The organism is Mesorhizobium sp. BHscii (genome assembly GCF_053848065.1).
The window spans coordinates 61,004-78,550 of sequence record NZ_JBSPKW010000019.1; the positions used below are offsets into that span (position 1 = coordinate 61,004).

Here is a 17,547-nt window from a genome sequence, read left to right on the forward strand (position 1 = left end):
TTCAGTTGCTGCACAATCTCTAGCCAGAAAGGCAGCAATGTGCAACGCGCAATGACGTCACATTAAGGCGCATTTGGGAAAAATGCTGGCCTTCGGCCCATACCCGCGCCCTAAGCGGCGTACGTCTTTAGGAAAGGACCCTTTGGCAGTTTGCATCTGCGCATGATCTCTTCCGAAAAGCGATTCCACTTTTCGGGATCATGCGCTAAGCGTCTCGGCATGACAGATGCAAGCGAAATGCCAGCTTTGGCTACGGACTCTAGGGTTGCCGTGGTTATCGTCGCCGCCGGCCGCGGCGCGCGCGCCGGTCAGGCCGACGGCCCGAAGCAATACCAGAGGATCGGTGGCCATGCCGTTATCGCGCGCACATTGGATATGTTTTTGGCGCATCCCAGAATCGGTCCCGTCGTCGTCGCCATCCACGCCGACGACAGCGCGCTTTTTCGCAGCGCCGCCGGAGCCAACGCCGATCGAGTCATCACGGTGACCGGTGGCGCGTCCAGGCAGGACTCCGTCCGGCTCGGGCTGCTTGCGCTGAGAGGCCATGCACCGAGCCAGGTTCTGGTCCATGATGCCGTTCGCCCGTTCGTCGACGCCGAATTGATAGACCGTACGATCGCCGCTATCGGCGAGCGCCAGGGAGCGCTGCCTGCCTTACCCGTCGCCGACACGCTGAAACGTGAGTCGGCCGCCGGCATGATCGGCGAGACGGTTTCCAGGAACGGGCTTCATGCCGCCCAGACGCCGCAAGGCTTCCCGTTCTGGCCGATCCTGGCCGCCCACGAAAAGGCCCATCGCTTGGGCAAGGCGGACTTCACCGACGATGCCGCGATTGCCGAATGGGCGCATATTCCGGTGAAAATCGTTCCGGGCTCGCCGGACAATGTCAAGCTCACCTGGGCAAGGGATATTTCGATGGCGGATCAGCGGCTTTCCGGCGAGCGGCTGCGTTTTCCGGACATCCGCACCGGCAATGGCTACGACGTCCATGCCTTCGAGCCCGGTGACCATGTCGTCCTGTGCGGCGTCTCCATCCTGCACGACAAGAAACTGGCCGGCCATTCGGACGCCGATGTCGGCCTGCACGCCTTGACCGACGCGCTGCTCGCCACCTGCGGCGCCGGCGACATCGGCACGCATTTCCCGCCGTCGGATCCGCAGTGGAAAGGCGTGGCCTCGCGGATCTTCGTCGAACATGCGGCAAGACTGGTGCGTGCGCGCGGCGGGCGCATCGCCAATGCCGACATCACGCTGATCTGCGAGGCGCCCCGGGTCGGCCCACATCGCGAAGCAATGACCGAAATCCTTTCGGAAATGCTGGCAATTTCCCGGGACCGTATCTCTATCAAGGCAACAACCAACGAAAAGCTCGGCTTTGTCGGACGCGAGGAAGGCATAGCGGCTATCGCGACCGCCAGCGTCGTGTTTCCGGGGGATGTCCCCGAATGAGCAACAGCGATCTCGCAGATGCCCTGCTTCAGGCCTGCCGACAGCGTGGCATTATGCTGGCGACGGCCGAAAGCTGCACAGGCGGCATGATCATCGCCGCCCTTACCGACATCGCCGGCTCTTCCACGGTGGTCGACAGGGGTTTCATCACCTATTCCAACGAGGCCAAGACTGAGATGCTCGGCGTTTCCGCCGCCACGCTTGAGACGCACGGCGCGGTCTCGCGGGAAACCGCAGTCGAGATGGCGGCCGGCGCGTTGGCGCATTCGGGCGCCGGACTCACCCTTGCTGTTACCGGCATTGCCGGTCCGGGCGGCGGCTCGGCGGAAAAGCCCGTCGGCCTGGTCTGGTTCGGTATCGCCTTGACTGGCCGGCCGGTCGTCAGCGAATGTCAGTTGTTCGCCGACAAAGGCCGCAATTTCATCCGCCGGGAGACGGTCAGGCATGCGCTTGAACTGGGCTTGCGCGCACTCGCTGCGGATCAGGCTGCCGGCGTTGCGCCATAGATGACGTCGGCGCGCTTCTCGAACGCCTCGGAAAACATGCGGAAGGCGCGATCGAACATCGCTCCCATCACCGCACCCAGAATACGGCTCTTGAATTCGTAGTCGATGAAGAAGCAGACATTGCAACCGCCGTCGGCCGGCTCGAAACGCCAGGCGTTGCTCAGATATTTGAATGGACCGTCGATGTATTTGACGTCGATGGCCTTCTCGCCAGGTTTTAGCAGCACCTGCGTGGTGAAAGTCTCGCGGATCGCCTTGTAGCCGATGCTCATGTCGGCGACGAGCAGGGTGCGTCCGTCGCGTTCCTTGCGCGAGCGAACCGTCAGCGCCTCGCAAAGCGGCAGGAATTGCGGATAGGATTCGACATCGGCGACCAGAGCGAACATCTGTTCCGGCGTATGCGCAACGCGGCGGTGGGCTTCGAATTGTGGCATGAAACCAGTGTGTTAGGCGGACTTCCTGAGAAACGCTTCCCGTGCCGCGCGCAGCTTGGCGAAATCGTCGCCGGCGTGATGCGACGAACGCGTTAGCGGGCTCGATGCCACCAGCAGGAAGCCCTTGGTCTTGCCGATCGTCTCGAAGGACTTGAATTCCTCCGGCGTGACGAAACGGATCACAGGGTGGTGTTTCTTCGACGGCTGCAGATACTGGCCGATGGTCATGAAGTCGACATTGGCCGAACGCAGATCATCCATCAACTGCAGTATCTCGTTCCGCTCCTCGCCGAGGCCAACCATGATACCGGATTTGGTGAAGATCGACGGGTCGAGTTCCTTGACCCGCTGCAGGAGCCTAATCGAATGAAAATAGCGGGCGCCGGGCCGGACCGTCAGATAGTTCGACGGTACGGTCTCCAGATTGTGGTTGAACACGTCCGGCTTCGCCGCCACCACGATCTCCAACGCACCCTCCTTGCGCAGGAAGTCGGGCGTCAGGATTTCGATCGTCGTCGAAGGCGTTGCCGCCCTGATGGCGCGGATGACCTCGGCAAAGTGCTGAGCTCCGCCATCGGCGAGATCATCGCGGTCGACTGAGGTGATGACGACATGGCTCAGACCCATTTGCTTGACCGCATGGGCGATGCGCGCCGGTTCATCGGGATCGAGCGCTGTCGGAATGCCGGTGGCGACGTTGCAGAAGGCACAGGCGCGCGTGCAGATCTCACCCATGATCATGAAGGTGGCGTGCTTCTTTTCCCAGCACTCACCGATATTGGGGCAACCGGCCTCTTCGCACACCGTCACCAGTCTGTGCGACTTCACGATTTCGCGCGTCTCGGCATAGCCTTTTGACATCGGCGCCTTGACGCGGATCCAGTCGGGCTTGCGCAGCACATCCTGGTCAGGCTTGTGCGCCTTTTCAGGATGCCTCAGGCGCGGCGCATTGGCGATCGTGTCGAGGACGGTGACCATCAGAAATCCAGTTCATTCGCGATTGCCTTCCGGCGGTCGCTTTCACAAGTCATCTAGGACTTTTCGCTGCAAAGAAAAAGGCCGCGGCGGCGCATGCCGCCACAGCCGTTTTCGCATGGCAAGAGTTCAGCAACTAACGGCGCACCATGCGCCCTACCCAGATCAGCAGGCAGGCGCCGATGAAACCGGTGATCAGATAAGCGATCCAGCCAGCGCCGAAGGCGCCGATGTTGAGCGCCTGCAGGATGGCATTCAGCACGATCGCGCCGACGATGCCAAGAATGATGTTCATCAAGATGCCCATGTTGCTTTTCATGAACATCTCGGCAAGCCACCCTGCCAAACCGCCGATGATGATGGCTGCGATCCAGCCCACGCCATTCACGTCCATATGCCCTCTCCTTGTGTGATGAATGCATCCGGAAACGAATTACCTTGCCGTTGAGTTCCTTGGCTTTCACGTGTCGAGTCTCACGCGGTCAATTTATCACGCGTTCAGCGCGCGGCCATAGGCGTCGAGGACGCTTTCCTTCATCATCTCCGACAGCGTCGGATGCGGGAAGATGGTGTGCATCAGTTCTTCCTCGGTGGTCTCTAGGTTCATCGCCACGACAAAGCCCTGGATCAGCTCGGTCACTTCGGCGCCGACCATATGCGCGCCGAGCAACTGGCCGGTCTTCTTGTCGAAGATGGTCTTGACGAAACCCTGGTCTTCGCCGAGCGCGATGGCTTTGCCGTTGGCGGCGAACTGAAAGCGGCCGACGCGGATGTCCTTGCCCTCGGCCTTCGCTTTCGCTTCGGTCAAGCCGACGGAGGCAACCTGCGGGTTGCAATAGGTGCAGCCCGGGATCTTCAGCTTGTCAGTGGCATGCACGCCGGGGAAATTGGCGATCTTCTCCACGCACACCACGCCTTCATGTTCGGCCTTGTGGGCGAGCATAGGCGGGCCGGCAACGTCGCCGATGGCATAGATTCCGGCCACATTGGTGTTGCCGTAGCCGTCGACGACGACGCAGCCGCGTTCGGTCTTCACGCCGAGCGCTTCGAGGCCGAGATTCTCGATATTGCCCTGCACACCGACGGCCGAGATCATCCGGTCGGCGGTGATCTTCTCAACCTTGCCGTCCTTCATCTCGACATGCGCGGTGACCGAGTTCGCACCCTTCTCGACCTTGGTCACCTTGGCCTCGAGGATGATCTTCATGCCTTGCTTCTCGAACTGCTTTTGCGCGAATTTCGAGACCTCGGCGTCCTCGACCGGCATTACCGCCGGCAACAACTCGACCACAGTCACCTCCGCGCCCATGGTGCGGTAGAATGAGGCGAACTCGATGCCGATTGCGCCCGAACCCATCACCAGCAGCGATTTAGGCATCTCCTTCGGGACCATCGCTTCGAAATAGGTCCAGATCAGCTTGCCGTCGGGCTCGATGCCGGGCAGCGCTCGCGGCCTGGCGCCGGTCGCCAGGATTATGTGCTTGGCGGTATAAGTGCCCTCACCCTTGACGCCCTTGGGCGCCGGCGGCTGCGGCTCCATCGGCTTCTTCGACGAGTTCGACGCGACGATCTCGCCCGGTTTATCGCCGGAAGCCGCCTTGGAGAGCCTGGCTTCGCCCCAGATGACGTCGACCTTATTCTTCTTCATCAGGAAGGCGACGCCGCCGTTGAGCCGCAGCGAGACCTTTCGCGAGCGGTCGACCACGGCAGCGGTATCGACGCTGACCTTGCCGTCGATCTTCAAGCCGTAGTCCTTCAGATGATCGGAATAGTGCATGATCTCGGCCGAACGCAGCAGCGCCTTGGTCGGGATGCAGCCCCAGTTGAGGCAGATGCCGCCGAGATGCTCACGCTCGACGATCGCCGTCTTGAAGCCGAGTTGGGCGGAACGCACCGCCGTGACGTAGCCGCCGGGGCCGGAGCCGATGATGATGACGTCGTAGTTCTCAGCCACGGATTTCTCCCTGATTCTCTAGAGTTCCAGCATGACGCGCACGATTGGCGCCAATGCCTGCCCGATTTTCCGCGTGTTCTCCGCGTCGAGATGGACACCGTCGAGCGGCGTGGTCTCGGCCACCGTGCCGGCATCGAAAAAGCCGCAGCCGGCCTCGTCGGCAAGGGCGGAATATTGCGACGCCAGCCGCTTCGAAGCTTCGTCGCCGCCGGCGAACATTTCCTTGAACTCAGCGTTGTCGGTACGGCTGACCGCGGGCGGCGCGACGAGCAGGATCTGCGGCGCCGGCCAGTCGAACGGGTAGTCGTGGCCGCGCACGATATCGATCAGGCGCTGGATGCCTTGCTTGGCCGCCACCGGATTGCCGTGGATCCACGGCTTCATGTCGTTGGAGCCGAGCATGATGACGATCAGGTCGAGCGGCGCATGTGTCATCAGCACCGTCGGCAGCACTCTAGCGCCGTTACGGTCGGCGCCGGCCAGATGGTCGTCGAAAGCCGTTGTGCGGCCGTTCAAGCCTTCGGCGATGACCTGGATATCGCCTCCCAACATCGCCTGCAGCACACTCGGCCAGCGGTCCTTGAGCGGGTGGCGATCCAGACTTGCTGCATCATAACCCCAGGTCAGCGAGTCGCCGTAGCAAAGGACTGTTTTCATGCGTTTGCCCCCCTCCTGCTGAAATCTGCCCGCGCGCCTCACCCGCCAGCGCACCAACAGCCATTGCACATGATCGTTGCGACGCCGGAAGGACTGAAGGCAACAAGGCTGATGAAGAATTTCCGCACCGCCCTTCTTCCTTCTAGACCAGCATGCCCATCGGATTTTCGATCATGCGCTTGAAGGCGACGAGCAGTTCGGCGCCGAGCGCGCCGTCGACGGCGCGGTGATCGGTCGACAGCGTCACCGACATGATGGTCGCTATTCTGATCTCACCGTTCTTGACCACCGCGCGCTCTTCGCCGGCGCCGACCGCCAGAATCGTCGCATGCGGCGGGTTGATGACGGCGGCAAAGTCCTTGATGCCGAACATGCCGAGATTGGACACCGCCGTGGTGCCGCCCTGGTATTCCTCCGGTTTCAGCTTGCGGCTGCGGGCACGGCTGGCGAGATCCTTCATCTCGTTGGAGATGACCGACAGCGTCTTTTCATCGGCGCGCCGGATGATCGGCGTGATCAGCCCGCCAGGGATCGACACGGCGACACCGACATCGGCATGCTTGTGCTTGACCATTGCGCTCTCGGTCCATGACGCGTTGGCATCCGGCACCGCCATCAGCGCCATTGCCATCGCTTTGATGACCATGTCGTTGACCGACAGCTTGTAGGCCGGCGCCTCCCCCTTGTCGGTCTTCTTCATCGGGGCGGCCGCGTTGATCTGCGTGCGCAGCGCCAGAAGCGTGTCGAGCTCGCAGTCGAGCGTCAGGTAGAAATGCGGGATGGTGGTCGTGGCCTCGACCAGCCGGCGCGCAATGGTCTTGCGCATATTGTCATGCGGGACAAGCTCGTAGGAGCCTTCCGCAAACAGTTTTAGCACCTGGTCGTCCGACATTGGCTTTAGCGCGACAGCCGGAGCCGGAGCGCCGGCAGGTGCGGCTTTCGCGGCTGGTGCCGCCTTGGCGCCGCCACCGGAAATCGCTGCATCGACATCGGCCTTGACCACGCGGCCATGCGGGCCGGAGCCGCTCACCGCGGAGACATCGACACCGGCTTCCCGGGCGATGCGACGGGCAAGCGGCGAGGCGAAGACACGTTCGCCGCTTGCATGACCATTGGCAATCGGAGCCGCCTGGGGCGCCGGTGCGGCCGCAGGTTTCGGCGCTTCCGGCTTTGGGGTTTCCGCCTTTGGTGCTTCAGTTTTGGGGGCTTCTGTTTTTGGTGCCTCGGCTTTTGCCGGAGCGGCAGCGCCGTCACCGCTTTTGGCGGCAGCCGCCGCATCCTCGCCTTCGGCGGCGAGCACGGCGATCAGCGCATTGACCTTGACGCCTTCGGTGCCGGCCGGAACCACCAGCTTGGCCACCGTGCCCTCATCGACGGCTTCGACTTCCATCGTCGCCTTGTCGGTCTCGATCTCGGCGATCACATCGCCCGGCGAAACCTTGTCGCCCTCCTTGACCAGCCACTTGGCAAGATTGCCTTCTTCCATCGTGGGCGACAGGGCCGGCATGGTGATGTTGATCGGCATTTTTCCTCCTCAGTTCCGCCCGGTTAGCGAACGGTGCTGGATATTGAACTGCTCCGACATTCTGCCTCGATAGCCTTCTTCCAATGCCTGAAGCGTCTCGATTTCAGGGATGCCATCTTGTTCCAGTCTCATCCTGGCTATGTGCATGCCGACATCAGCGAGCACCATGCCCCAGTTGTGAGCGTTTGGTCCAAGAGGTCTTGCATCGTGACGGCCGCGTCCGAACCAATCCAGACGCGGAGTATTTCATCGAATTCGCTATTCTCGACGACCACCGCGGGAACTTCTAGTTCGCGCGACATCTCGTTAACCCCGGTACGTCACGGCTTTCACCGCCTCGATGACTTCCGCGACATTGGGCAATGCCAGCTTTTCGAGGTTTGCCGCGTAGGGCATCGGCACGTCCTTGCCGGCAATGGTGATGACCGGCGCATCGAGGAAATCGAAGGCGCGCTGCGACACCTGGCTGGCGATATGGTCGCCGACCGAGCTCTGCGGGAATCCTTCCTCCACCACCACCAGCCGATTGGTCTTCTTGACCGAGGCGATGATGGTGTCGAAATCGAGGGGGCGGATGGTCCTGAGGTCGATGATCTCGGCATCGATGCCCATGCCGCGCAATTCGGCCTCGGCCTTCACCGTGTAGGTCATGCCGATGCCGAAAGAGACGATGGTGACATCCTTGCCTGACTTGTGGATGCGCGCCTTGCCGATCGGCAGCACGAAATCGTCCATCTTCGGCACGTCGAAGGACTGGCCGTAAAGGATCTCGTTCTCGAGGAAGATGACCGGGTTCGCGTCGCGGATCGCGGCCTTTAGCAACCCCTTGGCGTCGGCGGCGGTGTAGGGCATCACCACTTTCAGGCCGGGAATGTGGCTGTACCAGGCGGCATAGCACTGCGAATGCTGGGCGGCGACACGGGCGGCCGCGCCGTTCGGCCCGCGAAAGACGATAGGCGCGCCCATCTGGCCGCCGGACATATAGAGCGTCTTGGCGGCGGAGTTGATGATCTGGTCGATCGCCTGCATGGCGAAGTTGAAGGTCATGAACTCGACGATCGGTTTCAGGCCGGCCATCGCCGCGCCGACGCCGACGCCGGCAAAACCGTGCTCGGTGATCGGCGTGTCGACGACGCGCCTCGGCCCGAATTCCTGCAGTAGCCCTTGCGTGATCTTGTAAGCGCCCTGGTACTCGGCCACCTCCTCGCCCATCACGAAGACGTCGCCGTCTCGACGCATCTCCTCGGCCATCGCGTCACGCAGCGCCTCGCGCACAGTGGTCGAGACCATTGCTGTGCCGGCCGGGATGTCAGGATCGGCGGCGGCCTTCATGGCGGGGGCAGCGGGAACGGACGCCTTCGGCGCCTCGCCGGCATCCTGCGGCGCGGACTTCGAGCCTTCCTCGGCTGCGTCGGTGCGCTGCCCGCCGTCTGAAATCGCATCCTGGGTGGAAGCCGGTGCAACCTTGGCATCCTTGCCGATATCGGCGGCGCTCTCGCCGTCCTGCAGCAGCACCGCTATCGGCGTGTTGACCTTCACGCCTTCGGTACCCTCGGCGACCAGGATCTTGCCGAGCGTGCCTTCGTCGACCGCTTCGACTTCCATCGTCGCCTTGTCGGTCTCGATCTCGGCAATAACGTCACCGGCGGCGACCTTGTCGCCCTCGTTCTTCAACCATTTGGAAACATTGCCCTCTTCCATGGTCGGCGAGAGTGCGGGCATGAGAATTTCGATCGGCATGTCCTTGCCCTCTCGTTACAATACGATGTCGGTCCAGAGCTCGGACGGATCCGGCTCTGCGTCGTTCTGGGCAAATTCGGCGGCGTCGGCGACAATGTCCCGGACCTCCTTGTCGACGGCCTTGAGCTCGTCCTCATCAGCCCACTTCTTGTCGAGCAGGCGCGCCTTGACCTGCTCGATCGGGTCACGCTCGGAGCGCATCTTCTGCACTTCTTCCTTGGAGCGGTACTTTGCCGGATCGGACATCGAGTGGCCGCGATAGCGGTAGGTCTGCATTTCGAGAATCAGCGGCCCCTTGCCGGCGCGGCACCATTCAGTTGCGAGATCGCCGGCTGCCTTGACCGCGCGGACGTCCATGCCGTCGACCTGGATACCGGGGATCTTGAAGGAGGCGCCGCGCTGCGAAAAATCCGTCTCGGCCGACGAACGCGATACCGAGGTGCCCATGGCATAGCGGTTGTTCTCGATGATGTAGATCACCGGCAGCTTCCACAGCGAGGCCATGTTGAAGCTTTCATAGACCTGGCCCTGATTGGCGGCGCCGTCGCCGAAATATGTCAGCGTTACATTGTTGTTGCCTCGATAGCGATTGGCGAAGGCGAGGCCGGTGCCGAGCGAAACCTGCGCGCCGACAATGCCGTGGCCGCCGTAAAAATGCTTTTCCTTGGAGAACATGTGCATGGAGCCGCCCTTGCCCCTGGACAAGCCGCCGCGGCGCCCGGTCAACTCGGCCATGACGCCGCGCGGCGACAGTTCCATCGCCAGCATGTGACCATGATCGCGGTAGGCGGTGATCATCTGATCGCCATCGACCAGCGCCATCTTCATGCCGGTGACAACTGCTTCCTGGCCGATATAGAGATGGCAGAAGCCGCCGATGAAGCCCATGCCGTAGAGCTGGCCGGCCTTTTCCTCGAAGCGGCGGATAAGCAGCATGCGCCGGTAGGCGTCAAGCTCCTCGTCTTTGGTGAAGTCGACAGGTTTGGGGGCCGAAACCCCCGCCGATTTGCCGTCGGATCTGGATTTGGATTTGGCAGGCGCTTTTCTGGCGGCGGTGGCCATGCATCACTCCCTGTTGGCGTCTCTTGCGGACACTGAGGGAGATCAGTTCTCCCCACCGATTTGGGGAGGCTAACACGCGGGAAAGCGTTTCGCCATGCTGAAAAATGCATGGCTGACATGCATCTAAGCGATTAAAATCATTGAAAATATCGTCGATTAACTTGAATTTGGTTATCTTGCCGTAGCTGGCAACATGATGGTGATTTCGTCGGCATGGGACATATTGAGCGCCTTGCGCGCCTGCTCGTCGAGCATGTCCTTCTCCAGCGTGCCCTGATGCATCAGCTGAACGCGCCGCTGCAGGTCGACCCGGCGCGCCTTGACGGCATCGAGCTCACTTTGCAGATCGACGGCTTCGGCTTCCAACCGATACTTGGAATAGATGCCGAATTCGCCATGATAGGCGTGGAATCCGAAATAGGCCAGGAATGCCACGCAGAGCGAGGGAATGATCAGCCGACCGGTGTTTCTCTGCTTGTGCTGACGTGTCCACATGATCCAAATCCCTTAGAGCGGCGCGCGTCGGCTTGGACGCGCAAAGGACGCTCTAACACTCTGCGACCTAGCCCTTTCTCGCCCGATTGTGCTTAATGGACGGTTACGGATGTCCGGATTTGGCGGTGTTGAAACAAAAAGGGCGAGGAATGCCCCCGCCCTTTTCATTCCGGATATCTTCTGTGGGCTCAGCCTTTCACGATCGACTTGCCGGCGTAGAGCGCCTGCTTGCCAAGCTCTTCCTCGATGCGGATGAGCTGGTTGTACTTGGCCATGCGATCCGAGCGCGACAGAGAGCCCGTCTTGATCTGCCCGCAATTGGTGGCGACGGCGAGATCGGCGATGGTCGAATCTTCGGTTTCGCCCGAGCGGTGCGACATTACCGCGGTGTAGCCGGCCTTGTGCGCGGTCTCGACGGCGTCGAGCGTTTCGGTCAATGAGCCGATCTGGTTGACCTTGACCAGGATAGAATTGGCGACGCCCATGCGGATGCCGTCGCGCAGCCGCGCGGTATTGGTGACGAACAGATCGTCGCCGACCAGCTGGGTCTTCTTGCCGATGAGGTCGGTCAGCGTTTTCCAGCCGTCCCAGTCGTCCTCGGCCAGCCCATCCTCGATCGTGATGATCGGATAATCCGCCGCAAGCTTGGCCAGATATTTGGCCTGGGTCTTCGGATCGCGGGTCTTCTTCTCGCCTTCGTAGACGTAGTTGCCGTCCTTGAAGAATTCGGTCGCGGCGCAATCGAGGCCCAGCGCAACCTCTTCGCCCGGCTTGAAGCCAGCCTTCTCGATCGATTCCATGATGAAATCGAGCGCGGCGGGCGCGCTTTTCAAGTTAGGAGCGAAGCCGCCCTCGTCACCTACATTGGTGTTGTGGCCGGCGCCCTTCAGCTTCTTCCTCAACGTATGGAAGATTTCCGAGCCCCAGCGCACGCCGTCACGCAGTGTCGGCGCACCGATCGGCAGGATCATGAATTCCTGGAAATCGATCGGGTTGTCGGCATGGGCGCCACCGTTGATGATGTTCATCATCGGCACCGGAAGCACGTGCGCCTTGGTGCCGCCGACATAGCGGTAGAGTGGCAGGCCGGCCGCTTCCGCCGCAGCCTTGGCCACAGCCAGCGAGACGCCGAGGATAGCGTTGGCGCCGAGCCGGCTCTTGTTGGGCGTGCCGTCGAGTTCGATCATGGTCTGGTCGATGTGGATCTGGTTCTCGGCTTCCATACCGCCGATCGCCTCGAACAGCTCGCCATTGACGGCCTCTACCGCTCGCAGGACCCCCTTGCCGAGGTAGCGGGCGCCGCCGTCGCGCAGTTCGACCGCCTCATGCGCGCCGGTCGACGCGCCGGAGGGCACCGCAGCGCGGCCCATCGAGCCATCTTCGAGGACGACGTCGACCTCAACGGTCGGGTTTCCGCGGCTGTCCAGGATTTCACGCCCGACAATGTCGATGATGGCAGTCATTGCGATGTCCCCGATTGATCTGACGAAGCGTCGGGCACGTCTTAGCCAAAGTGCTGCAAAACGCAATCGGGGCGTCCGCAAATATTGCCGCCACCTCCGCTACATCGATTCACAAAGCACAAATTGCTGTCATCATAAGTCATGTCAGCCATAAGTCTTGGCGGCATGCGGCTTTCTGGTTTATGCTCGCGCTGCGCGGGGCGAAACAGGAGGAGTTTCGCCATGTCTCAGTTGAGCGGTATTGTGAGTTTGTTCCTGATCGCGGCGGCGTTTTTGACGTCGTGTGACACTCAGCAGCCTCAACAGGGCGCGGTAGAGTTGTCGACCCTTGCGGCGGAGTAGATATCCTGCAAAAAGGCCCCCGGTCCAACCGGGGGCCTTTCTGATTCCGGCAGAGCAAGGTCAATGCCAATAAGGCTCGACCTTGTAGTAACTGTATGAGGCATCACGCGCGGCCTCGCCGTCGGCGCCCGTCAGTTCGTTGATCGAATAGGCGGGAGCAGCCTTCAGTTGCTCCTTCGTGAACGGCACGACGTAGCCGCCCTTGTCCTCGTCATAGTCGAGGCTCGCCCACGGAATGGCGTGGTACTTCTCGCCGATGCCGAGAAATCCGCCAAAGCCGATCACGGCAAACATGATTCCGTTCGACAACTTGTCGAGCATGACATCCTCGATGTCGCCGATGTGCGTGCCTTCCGTGTTATAAACCGATGTGCCGATAACCCGCGAAGCGGCGATGGCTTCAGTGTGTCCTGTCTGGGTTGTCATGGTGTGCTCCTCTTGTCGTTCACTTCAGGTTGGACAATGAGGAGAGGGCTGCGAAGGTTCCCGACTTTTATCCATGCGGCATGATCACTCAGCGAGGATAAAGGTAACCTTCATGTTGACGCGGTAGGCGGAGATCTTGCCGTCCTCGACGACGACTTTCTGATCCTGGATCCAGGCGCCTTCGACGTTCTTTAGGGTTTTTGCGGCGCGCGCAATCCCCACTTCGATGGCGTCCTGAAAGCTCTTATTCGACGATGATGTGATTTCGGTGACGCGGGCGACGGACATGGCTTCCTCCTCCAGGCACTCGGTTGCCTGGGCAGCGTACAACCGGCACCTGTTGACTACAAGTTTAGGGGGTCGGGACTTAGGGCCGGAGCCCTAAACTGCCCAGCCCTTGGCGACGCGATCGAATGCCATCAGCCTTTCAAGCAGCGCCCGAAGGTCCTTCAGCGGCACCATGTTGGGACCATCGGAGGGGGCATTGTCGGGATCCTGATGCGTCTCGATGAAGACGCCGGCGACACCGACCGCAACCGCAGCGCGCGCCAGCGTCTCGACGAAGCGCCGATCGCCACCCGAGGAGCCGCCCTGCCCGCCCGGCTGCTGCACCGAATGCGTGGCGTCGAAAATCACCGGCGCGCCGATCTTGGCCATGATCGGCAGGGCGCGCATATCGGACACCAGCGTGTTGTAGCCGAAAGACACGCCGCGCTCGGTGACCAGCACGTTGGCGTTTCCGGAACCGGTGATCTTGGCGGCAACGTTCTTCATGTCCCACGGTGCGAGGAACTGGCCCTTCTTCACGTTGACGACCTTGCCGGTTCTTGCCGCCGCGATCAGCAGATCTGTCTGGCGGCTGAGGAAAGCCGGGATCTGCAGGATATCGACGTGCGGCGCCACAAGCGCGCACTGTTCCTCGGTGTGGATATCGGTCAGGATCGGCAGCGAAAACGCCTTGCGCAAATCGTCGAAGACGGGCAGCGCCGCGTCGAGCCCGGCGCCGCGCGTGCCGCCAAGCGAGGTGCGGTTGGCCTTGTCGTAACTGGTCTTGTAGACGAGGCCCAGCCCTAGTTTCCCGCTCAGCTCCTTCAGTGCGCCAGCCATGTCGAAGGCGTGCTGGCGCGATTCAAGCTGGCACGGGCCGGCAATCAGCGACAGCGGCGCGGTGTTGCCGAAGACGACGTTGCCGACGGTTACGGACGAATTGGGCTTGCTCATGCTTTCTCCCGGAAAATGAAGGCCGCACCCTGCCCGGATGCCGGCCGGACGACAATATCATCGCCGCGTATTTCGTGTTTGACGGAACTGGCTGCAAACAGCTTGGCGACCGTGTCAGCGAAACGAACCGAAAAGACGATCCCCGCAAAGCGGAGTTCCGATGGCGCGCCGGCAGGTATGCCGAAGCGCGTCTCGAAAGCGACGGGGTCAAGCAGGGCCAAGGTTGCGTTCGGCAGGCCAAACGCAGTGCTGCTCCCCTGTCCGGTCGCCGGACTGCGCGTCGCGATCGAAATCAATCGGTGCTGTTTGGGTGGCTCGTTGCTGACCGCCACGACTTCGATGATGCCGGTTGCGCCATTGGGGTGGATCTGCAACGCGGTGCGGTCTACTTTCGGCGCATTGATCCGCTCACAGGCGAACAGGAATGCGTCCGTCGCCCCGGTGCCGGAGGCGAAGGCCAGTTTGAACGATACCGTGTCGCTCTTTCCCGCCGCGTCGGTGAAGGCGCGCGAAAAGCCCAGCATGTCTCCGGCAGACAGGCCGGCTTCGATGTAGCGCGCGTGATCGGCATCCGCATTTTCGGTGCCCAAGACAAGGGCGGAAAATCCCTCACTGCCGCACCTGTCGCGATAGGCACGATCGCGCGCGACGAAGACGTTGCCGTCCGCGATCGCTTTCGCCACCGCTTGCCCGTTGCCCACCGCCAGCGGCTCGAGATAGGTGCCGTCCTCAAGGAAGACGCAGCAGTTTTCCGTCCCGAAAGGATGGACGCCGGTCGGCGCCACGACAAAGCCAAGCGAAACCAGCCGCGCCCGCGCCACGTCGAGGCTCGCGGTCGGCAGCACAAGATGGTCAAGCGGATAAGGGCCTGGCGGACAAGGGCCTTCTGTCATCGTCTCGGTCATGCCGGCGCGGTGTGCATCATTCCGGAATTTGGTTCAAGAGCCTCACCTGACGCCGCGAAGATCCGGCGGCCTATCGTGGCGGCATTATGCGAGCCTCCGGAATACTTGCCGCTGCCGGAAACCAACTACGTCACCCAAATGAGAAAGATCCTGTTCATAACGGCAGCGGTCGTAGCGATGGCTGTTCTCGCCATGCTGGTCTGGGACGCGCCAAAGCGGCCGGGCGCCGATCCGACCGAACCGACCGCCGCTCAGGCAGAGTGATGTAGCTCCTGCTTCGGTCAATTTCTCTTCAGGTTGCAGCCACAACATCCGCCGAATATCGCAATTCGCGCAGCGGTTTGACCTGGCTGGTCGTCTCGGCATAGAGCGGATGCGCCTTGTAGGCGGCCAGAGCGGCATCATCCTCGAACTCGGCATAAACGACCACGTCGATCTCGTCCGAAAGCGGGTCAACCTTGGTGTTGAGCGTCACCTCGAAAAGGCGGGAATGGGGGATGTTGCCCAGCGCCAGCAAGCCCCTGCGTACGGCCTCGACATCCTCTTTGTGCCGCGCGCTGAAGAAAACGATATGCCGGATCAACCCCAGCCTCCTCGATCGATGTGCAAGCGTGTTTTGTGTGGGCAAAACGCTCGCGTCAACCGGCAACGATGTCGCGGCGACAACGCGTTGGGCGGGGGAAAGAAACCTAGACCATACTAGCGATGTAGCGCACGATGCGCGTTATCTCCCCGACCGTGGTGTCGAGATAGCGGCCCTGATTGTAGAGTCCGTCCCAGATCAGGAAGAACGTGACGGCGCAGATGACGATGACATAACGCATGCGTGAAACTACTGCATCTGGGTGGCTGCAACCATAGTGATTCCGGCGTTGAGCAGCGCCCTCCCCCCAAAATCTATCCATTGATCCGTGTTCGCCTGCCTTGGCTCTTGAAGTTCCCTTTGATGGCATCAAAGATTGCTGCGGGGATTCATCGGGAGGCGGCGTTCGCGCCCTGGCGAATGAACTGCAAGAGTGTGTGGAAACCGGCCATTTTTCGCCGGCGCCGCAGAAGTCCCGGGGGCGTGACATGGCTCACAAGGAAGACACCGGCGTTGCATCGGGCGACGCGGTCAGGTTGGACGAATTCAATTTCACCGAAACCGCTAAAGGCCTGTCGGCCAAGGCGCGGATGGTGCTGTCGGCGGCGATGAACCTGCCGCGTGGCTCGCTCAAGGTGAGGATGGGTCCGGACGCCGAACTGGTGCTCAAGAACTGGCGCTTGCCCGGCCGCGCCTTCAACGGCGGCACCATCGGCATCGCCAAATCCTACATGGACGGCGATTGGGACAGTCCCGACGAGACCAGTTTCCTGGACTGTTAGTGGTCAATTCTGAAATCGGAGAGAGCATCGCCGGCGGCGCCAGCTGGCTGGTCAACGCCGTCCAGCGTGTCCGCCACTGGTTCAACCAAAACACCCGCACCGGCTCGAAGCGCAACATTTCGGCGCATCACGATCTCGGCAACGCCTTTTACAAGGAATGGCTGGATCCGAGCATGACCTATTCGTCCGGCGCTCTATGTTGCTGGCGCCAACGATCTTGAAAGCGCGCAAGCCGCCAAATATCGCGCGCTGGCCAAGGACACGGGCATCGGCGCGAAAGACCACCTGCTGGAAATCGGTTGCGGCTGGGGCGGCTTTGCCGAATTCGCCGCACGCGAGATCGGCTGCCGCGTCACCGGGCTGACGATCAGCCGCGAGCAGCATGATTTCGCCAGAGAACGCGTCCATAAGGCTGGACATGCCGACAAGATCGACATCAAGCTGCAGGACTACCGCGACGAAACCGGATCCTACGACCGCATCGCCTCGATCGAGATGTTCGAGGCGGTCGGCGAAAAATACTGGCCTGTGTTTTTCCGCGAGATGAAGGATTGCCTGCGGCCTGGCGGCACCGCCGGCCTGCAGATCGTCACCATCACGAAAAGCCTACGACACCTATCGCGCCCGGCCGGATTTCATCCAGCGTTACGTCTTTCCCGGCGGCATGCTGCCGACGCCGTCGATCCTGAAAGCGCTCGGCAAAGACCATGGACTTGCTCATCTGGGCGAGCGCATTTTCCCGGATGACTATGCCGGCACGCTCGCCGAATGGCGCCACCGCTTCTGGGCGTCCTGGGAAAAGATCGTCCCGCTCGGTTTCGACGACCGCTTCTAGCAGCTCTGGGAATTTTACCTGCACTACTGCGAAGCCGGCTTCCGCGCCAGCTAGATCGATGTCCGGCAGGTGGTTTACACGGCTTAGGGTTTCTCCTGTTCGACATATCAGCCTTCAACGACGTGCCAGCCTTCAACAGCGCGTGCCAAGTCCTGCCCGAAGCAAGCGAGTCCATCAGGAACAGATGACGTGA

The 17,547-nt window shown here is 61.4% G+C and carries 20 protein-coding genes and 1 pseudogene; 4 read left to right on the top strand and 17 right to left on the bottom strand.

Translation table 11 applies throughout. The annotated features are described in order from the left end of the window. Positions 1–219 precede the first annotated feature (219 nt). Positions 220–1,449 carry a bifunctional 2-C-methyl-D-erythritol 4-phosphate cytidylyltransferase/2-C-methyl-D-erythritol 2,4-cyclodiphosphate synthase gene (locus tag ACWTU7_RS23380; protein ID WP_455840503.1) on the top strand — a complete coding sequence of 410 codons (1,230 nt, stop codon included), beginning with the start codon at positions 220–222 and terminating at the stop codon, positions 1,447–1,449. Then, a complete protein-coding gene (locus ACWTU7_RS23385; RefSeq protein ID WP_455840502.1) occupies positions 1,446–1,955 on the top strand; it encodes a CinA family protein in 510 nt (169 codons plus the stop codon). The genes ACWTU7_RS23380 and ACWTU7_RS23385 overlap by 4 nt, the downstream gene beginning before the upstream one ends. Here the strand turns inward: ACWTU7_RS23385 and ACWTU7_RS23390 are convergent. From ACWTU7_RS23390 to ACWTU7_RS23460, 15 genes are all read right to left on the bottom strand, one after another. Next, positions 1,931–2,389 carry a type II toxin-antitoxin system RatA family toxin gene (locus tag ACWTU7_RS23390; protein WP_095520613.1) on the bottom strand — a complete coding sequence of 153 codons (459 nt, stop codon included), beginning with the start codon at positions 2,387–2,389 and terminating at the stop codon, positions 1,931–1,933. The genes ACWTU7_RS23385 and ACWTU7_RS23390 overlap by 25 nt on opposite strands. 12 nt (positions 2,390–2,401) lie before the next feature. Beyond that, positions 2,402–3,367, bottom strand: coding sequence for a lipoyl synthase (gene lipA, locus ACWTU7_RS23395; protein WP_029352336.1), 966 nt, complete (start codon positions 3,365–3,367; stop codon positions 2,402–2,404). A gap of 133 nt (positions 3,368–3,500) precedes the next feature. Next, positions 3,501–3,758, bottom strand: a complete 258-nt coding sequence (locus ACWTU7_RS23400; protein ID WP_029352334.1) for a GlsB/YeaQ/YmgE family stress response membrane protein — start codon at positions 3,756–3,758, stop codon at positions 3,501–3,503. A gap of 96 nt (positions 3,759–3,854) precedes the next feature. Beyond that, positions 3,855–5,318, bottom strand: coding sequence for a dihydrolipoyl dehydrogenase (gene lpdA, locus ACWTU7_RS23405; protein WP_455840501.1), 1,464 nt, complete (start codon positions 5,316–5,318; stop codon positions 3,855–3,857). A gap of 18 nt (positions 5,319–5,336) precedes the next feature. Next, positions 5,337–5,975, bottom strand: coding sequence for an SGNH/GDSL hydrolase family protein (locus ACWTU7_RS23410; protein ID WP_455840500.1), 639 nt, complete (start codon positions 5,973–5,975; stop codon positions 5,337–5,339). A 142-nt stretch (positions 5,976–6,117) separates the two neighbouring features. Further along, positions 6,118–7,500, bottom strand: coding sequence for a pyruvate dehydrogenase complex dihydrolipoamide acetyltransferase (locus tag ACWTU7_RS23415; RefSeq protein WP_455840499.1), 1,383 nt, complete (start codon positions 7,498–7,500; stop codon positions 6,118–6,120). A gap of 9 nt (positions 7,501–7,509) precedes the next feature. After that, complete coding sequence (locus tag ACWTU7_RS23420) at positions 7,510–7,734, bottom strand: DUF5076 domain-containing protein (protein WP_455840550.1); 225 nt, start codon at positions 7,732–7,734, stop codon at positions 7,510–7,512. Positions 7,735–7,806: 72 nt separating this feature from the next. Beyond that, complete coding sequence (locus ACWTU7_RS23425; protein ID WP_287114236.1) at positions 7,807–9,240, bottom strand: pyruvate dehydrogenase complex E1 component subunit beta; 1,434 nt, start codon at positions 9,238–9,240, stop codon at positions 7,807–7,809. 15 nt (positions 9,241–9,255) lie between these two features. After that, the gene (gene pdhA / locus ACWTU7_RS23430) at positions 9,256–10,302 is read right to left on the bottom strand and encodes a pyruvate dehydrogenase (acetyl-transferring) E1 component subunit alpha (RefSeq protein ID WP_029352320.1); all 1,047 of its coding nucleotides are present in this window, start codon (positions 10,300–10,302) and stop codon (positions 9,256–9,258) included. A gap of 171 nt (positions 10,303–10,473) precedes the next feature. Beyond that, positions 10,474–10,797: an FtsB family cell division protein gene (locus ACWTU7_RS23435; RefSeq protein ID WP_292310349.1), complete on the bottom strand. Its 324-nt coding sequence runs from the start codon at positions 10,795–10,797 to the stop codon at positions 10,474–10,476. 188 nt (positions 10,798–10,985) lie between these two features. After that, complete coding sequence (gene eno / locus ACWTU7_RS23440) at positions 10,986–12,260, bottom strand: phosphopyruvate hydratase (RefSeq protein WP_287151778.1); 1,275 nt, start codon at positions 12,258–12,260, stop codon at positions 10,986–10,988. 402 nt (positions 12,261–12,662) lie between these two features. Continuing rightward, the gene (locus ACWTU7_RS23445) at positions 12,663–13,028 is read right to left on the bottom strand and encodes a PRC-barrel domain-containing protein (protein ID WP_029352317.1); all 366 of its coding nucleotides are present in this window, start codon (positions 13,026–13,028) and stop codon (positions 12,663–12,665) included. A gap of 84 nt (positions 13,029–13,112) precedes the next feature. Then, positions 13,113–13,316, bottom strand: a complete 204-nt coding sequence (locus ACWTU7_RS23450; RefSeq protein WP_029352316.1) for a dodecin family protein — start codon at positions 13,314–13,316, stop codon at positions 13,113–13,115. 93 nt (positions 13,317–13,409) lie between these two features. Next, complete coding sequence (gene kdsA / locus ACWTU7_RS23455) at positions 13,410–14,249, bottom strand: 3-deoxy-8-phosphooctulonate synthase (protein ID WP_455840498.1); 840 nt, start codon at positions 14,247–14,249, stop codon at positions 13,410–13,412. Next, positions 14,246–15,154 (bottom strand): VOC family protein, encoded by a 909-nt coding sequence (locus ACWTU7_RS23460; RefSeq protein WP_455840497.1) that lies wholly within the window; start codon positions 15,152–15,154, stop codon positions 14,246–14,248. Before ACWTU7_RS23460 ends, kdsA begins: the two co-directional genes overlap by 4 nt. A 75-nt stretch (positions 15,155–15,229) precedes the next feature. On the opposite strand from ACWTU7_RS23460, the gene ACWTU7_RS23465 reads away from it, so the two are divergent. Next, a complete protein-coding gene (locus tag ACWTU7_RS23465; protein WP_455840496.1) occupies positions 15,230–15,418 on the top strand; it encodes a hypothetical protein in 189 nt (62 codons plus the stop codon). Between the two features lie 28 nt (positions 15,419–15,446). On the opposite strand, the gene ACWTU7_RS23470 is transcribed toward ACWTU7_RS23465, so the two are convergent. Next, positions 15,447–15,737 (bottom strand): Dabb family protein, encoded by a 291-nt coding sequence (locus ACWTU7_RS23470; RefSeq protein ID WP_029352314.1) that lies wholly within the window; start codon positions 15,735–15,737, stop codon positions 15,447–15,449. A gap of 106 nt (positions 15,738–15,843) precedes the next feature. Further along, complete coding sequence (locus tag ACWTU7_RS23475; RefSeq protein WP_455840495.1) at positions 15,844–15,978, bottom strand: hypothetical protein; 135 nt, start codon at positions 15,976–15,978, stop codon at positions 15,844–15,846. Between the two features lie 247 nt (positions 15,979–16,225). Between ACWTU7_RS23475 and ACWTU7_RS23480 the strand changes: the two are divergent. Continuing rightward, positions 16,226–17,408 (top strand): annotated as a pseudogene (locus tag ACWTU7_RS23480) (class I SAM-dependent methyltransferase). The last annotated feature ends 139 nt before the right edge of the window (positions 17,409–17,547 follow it).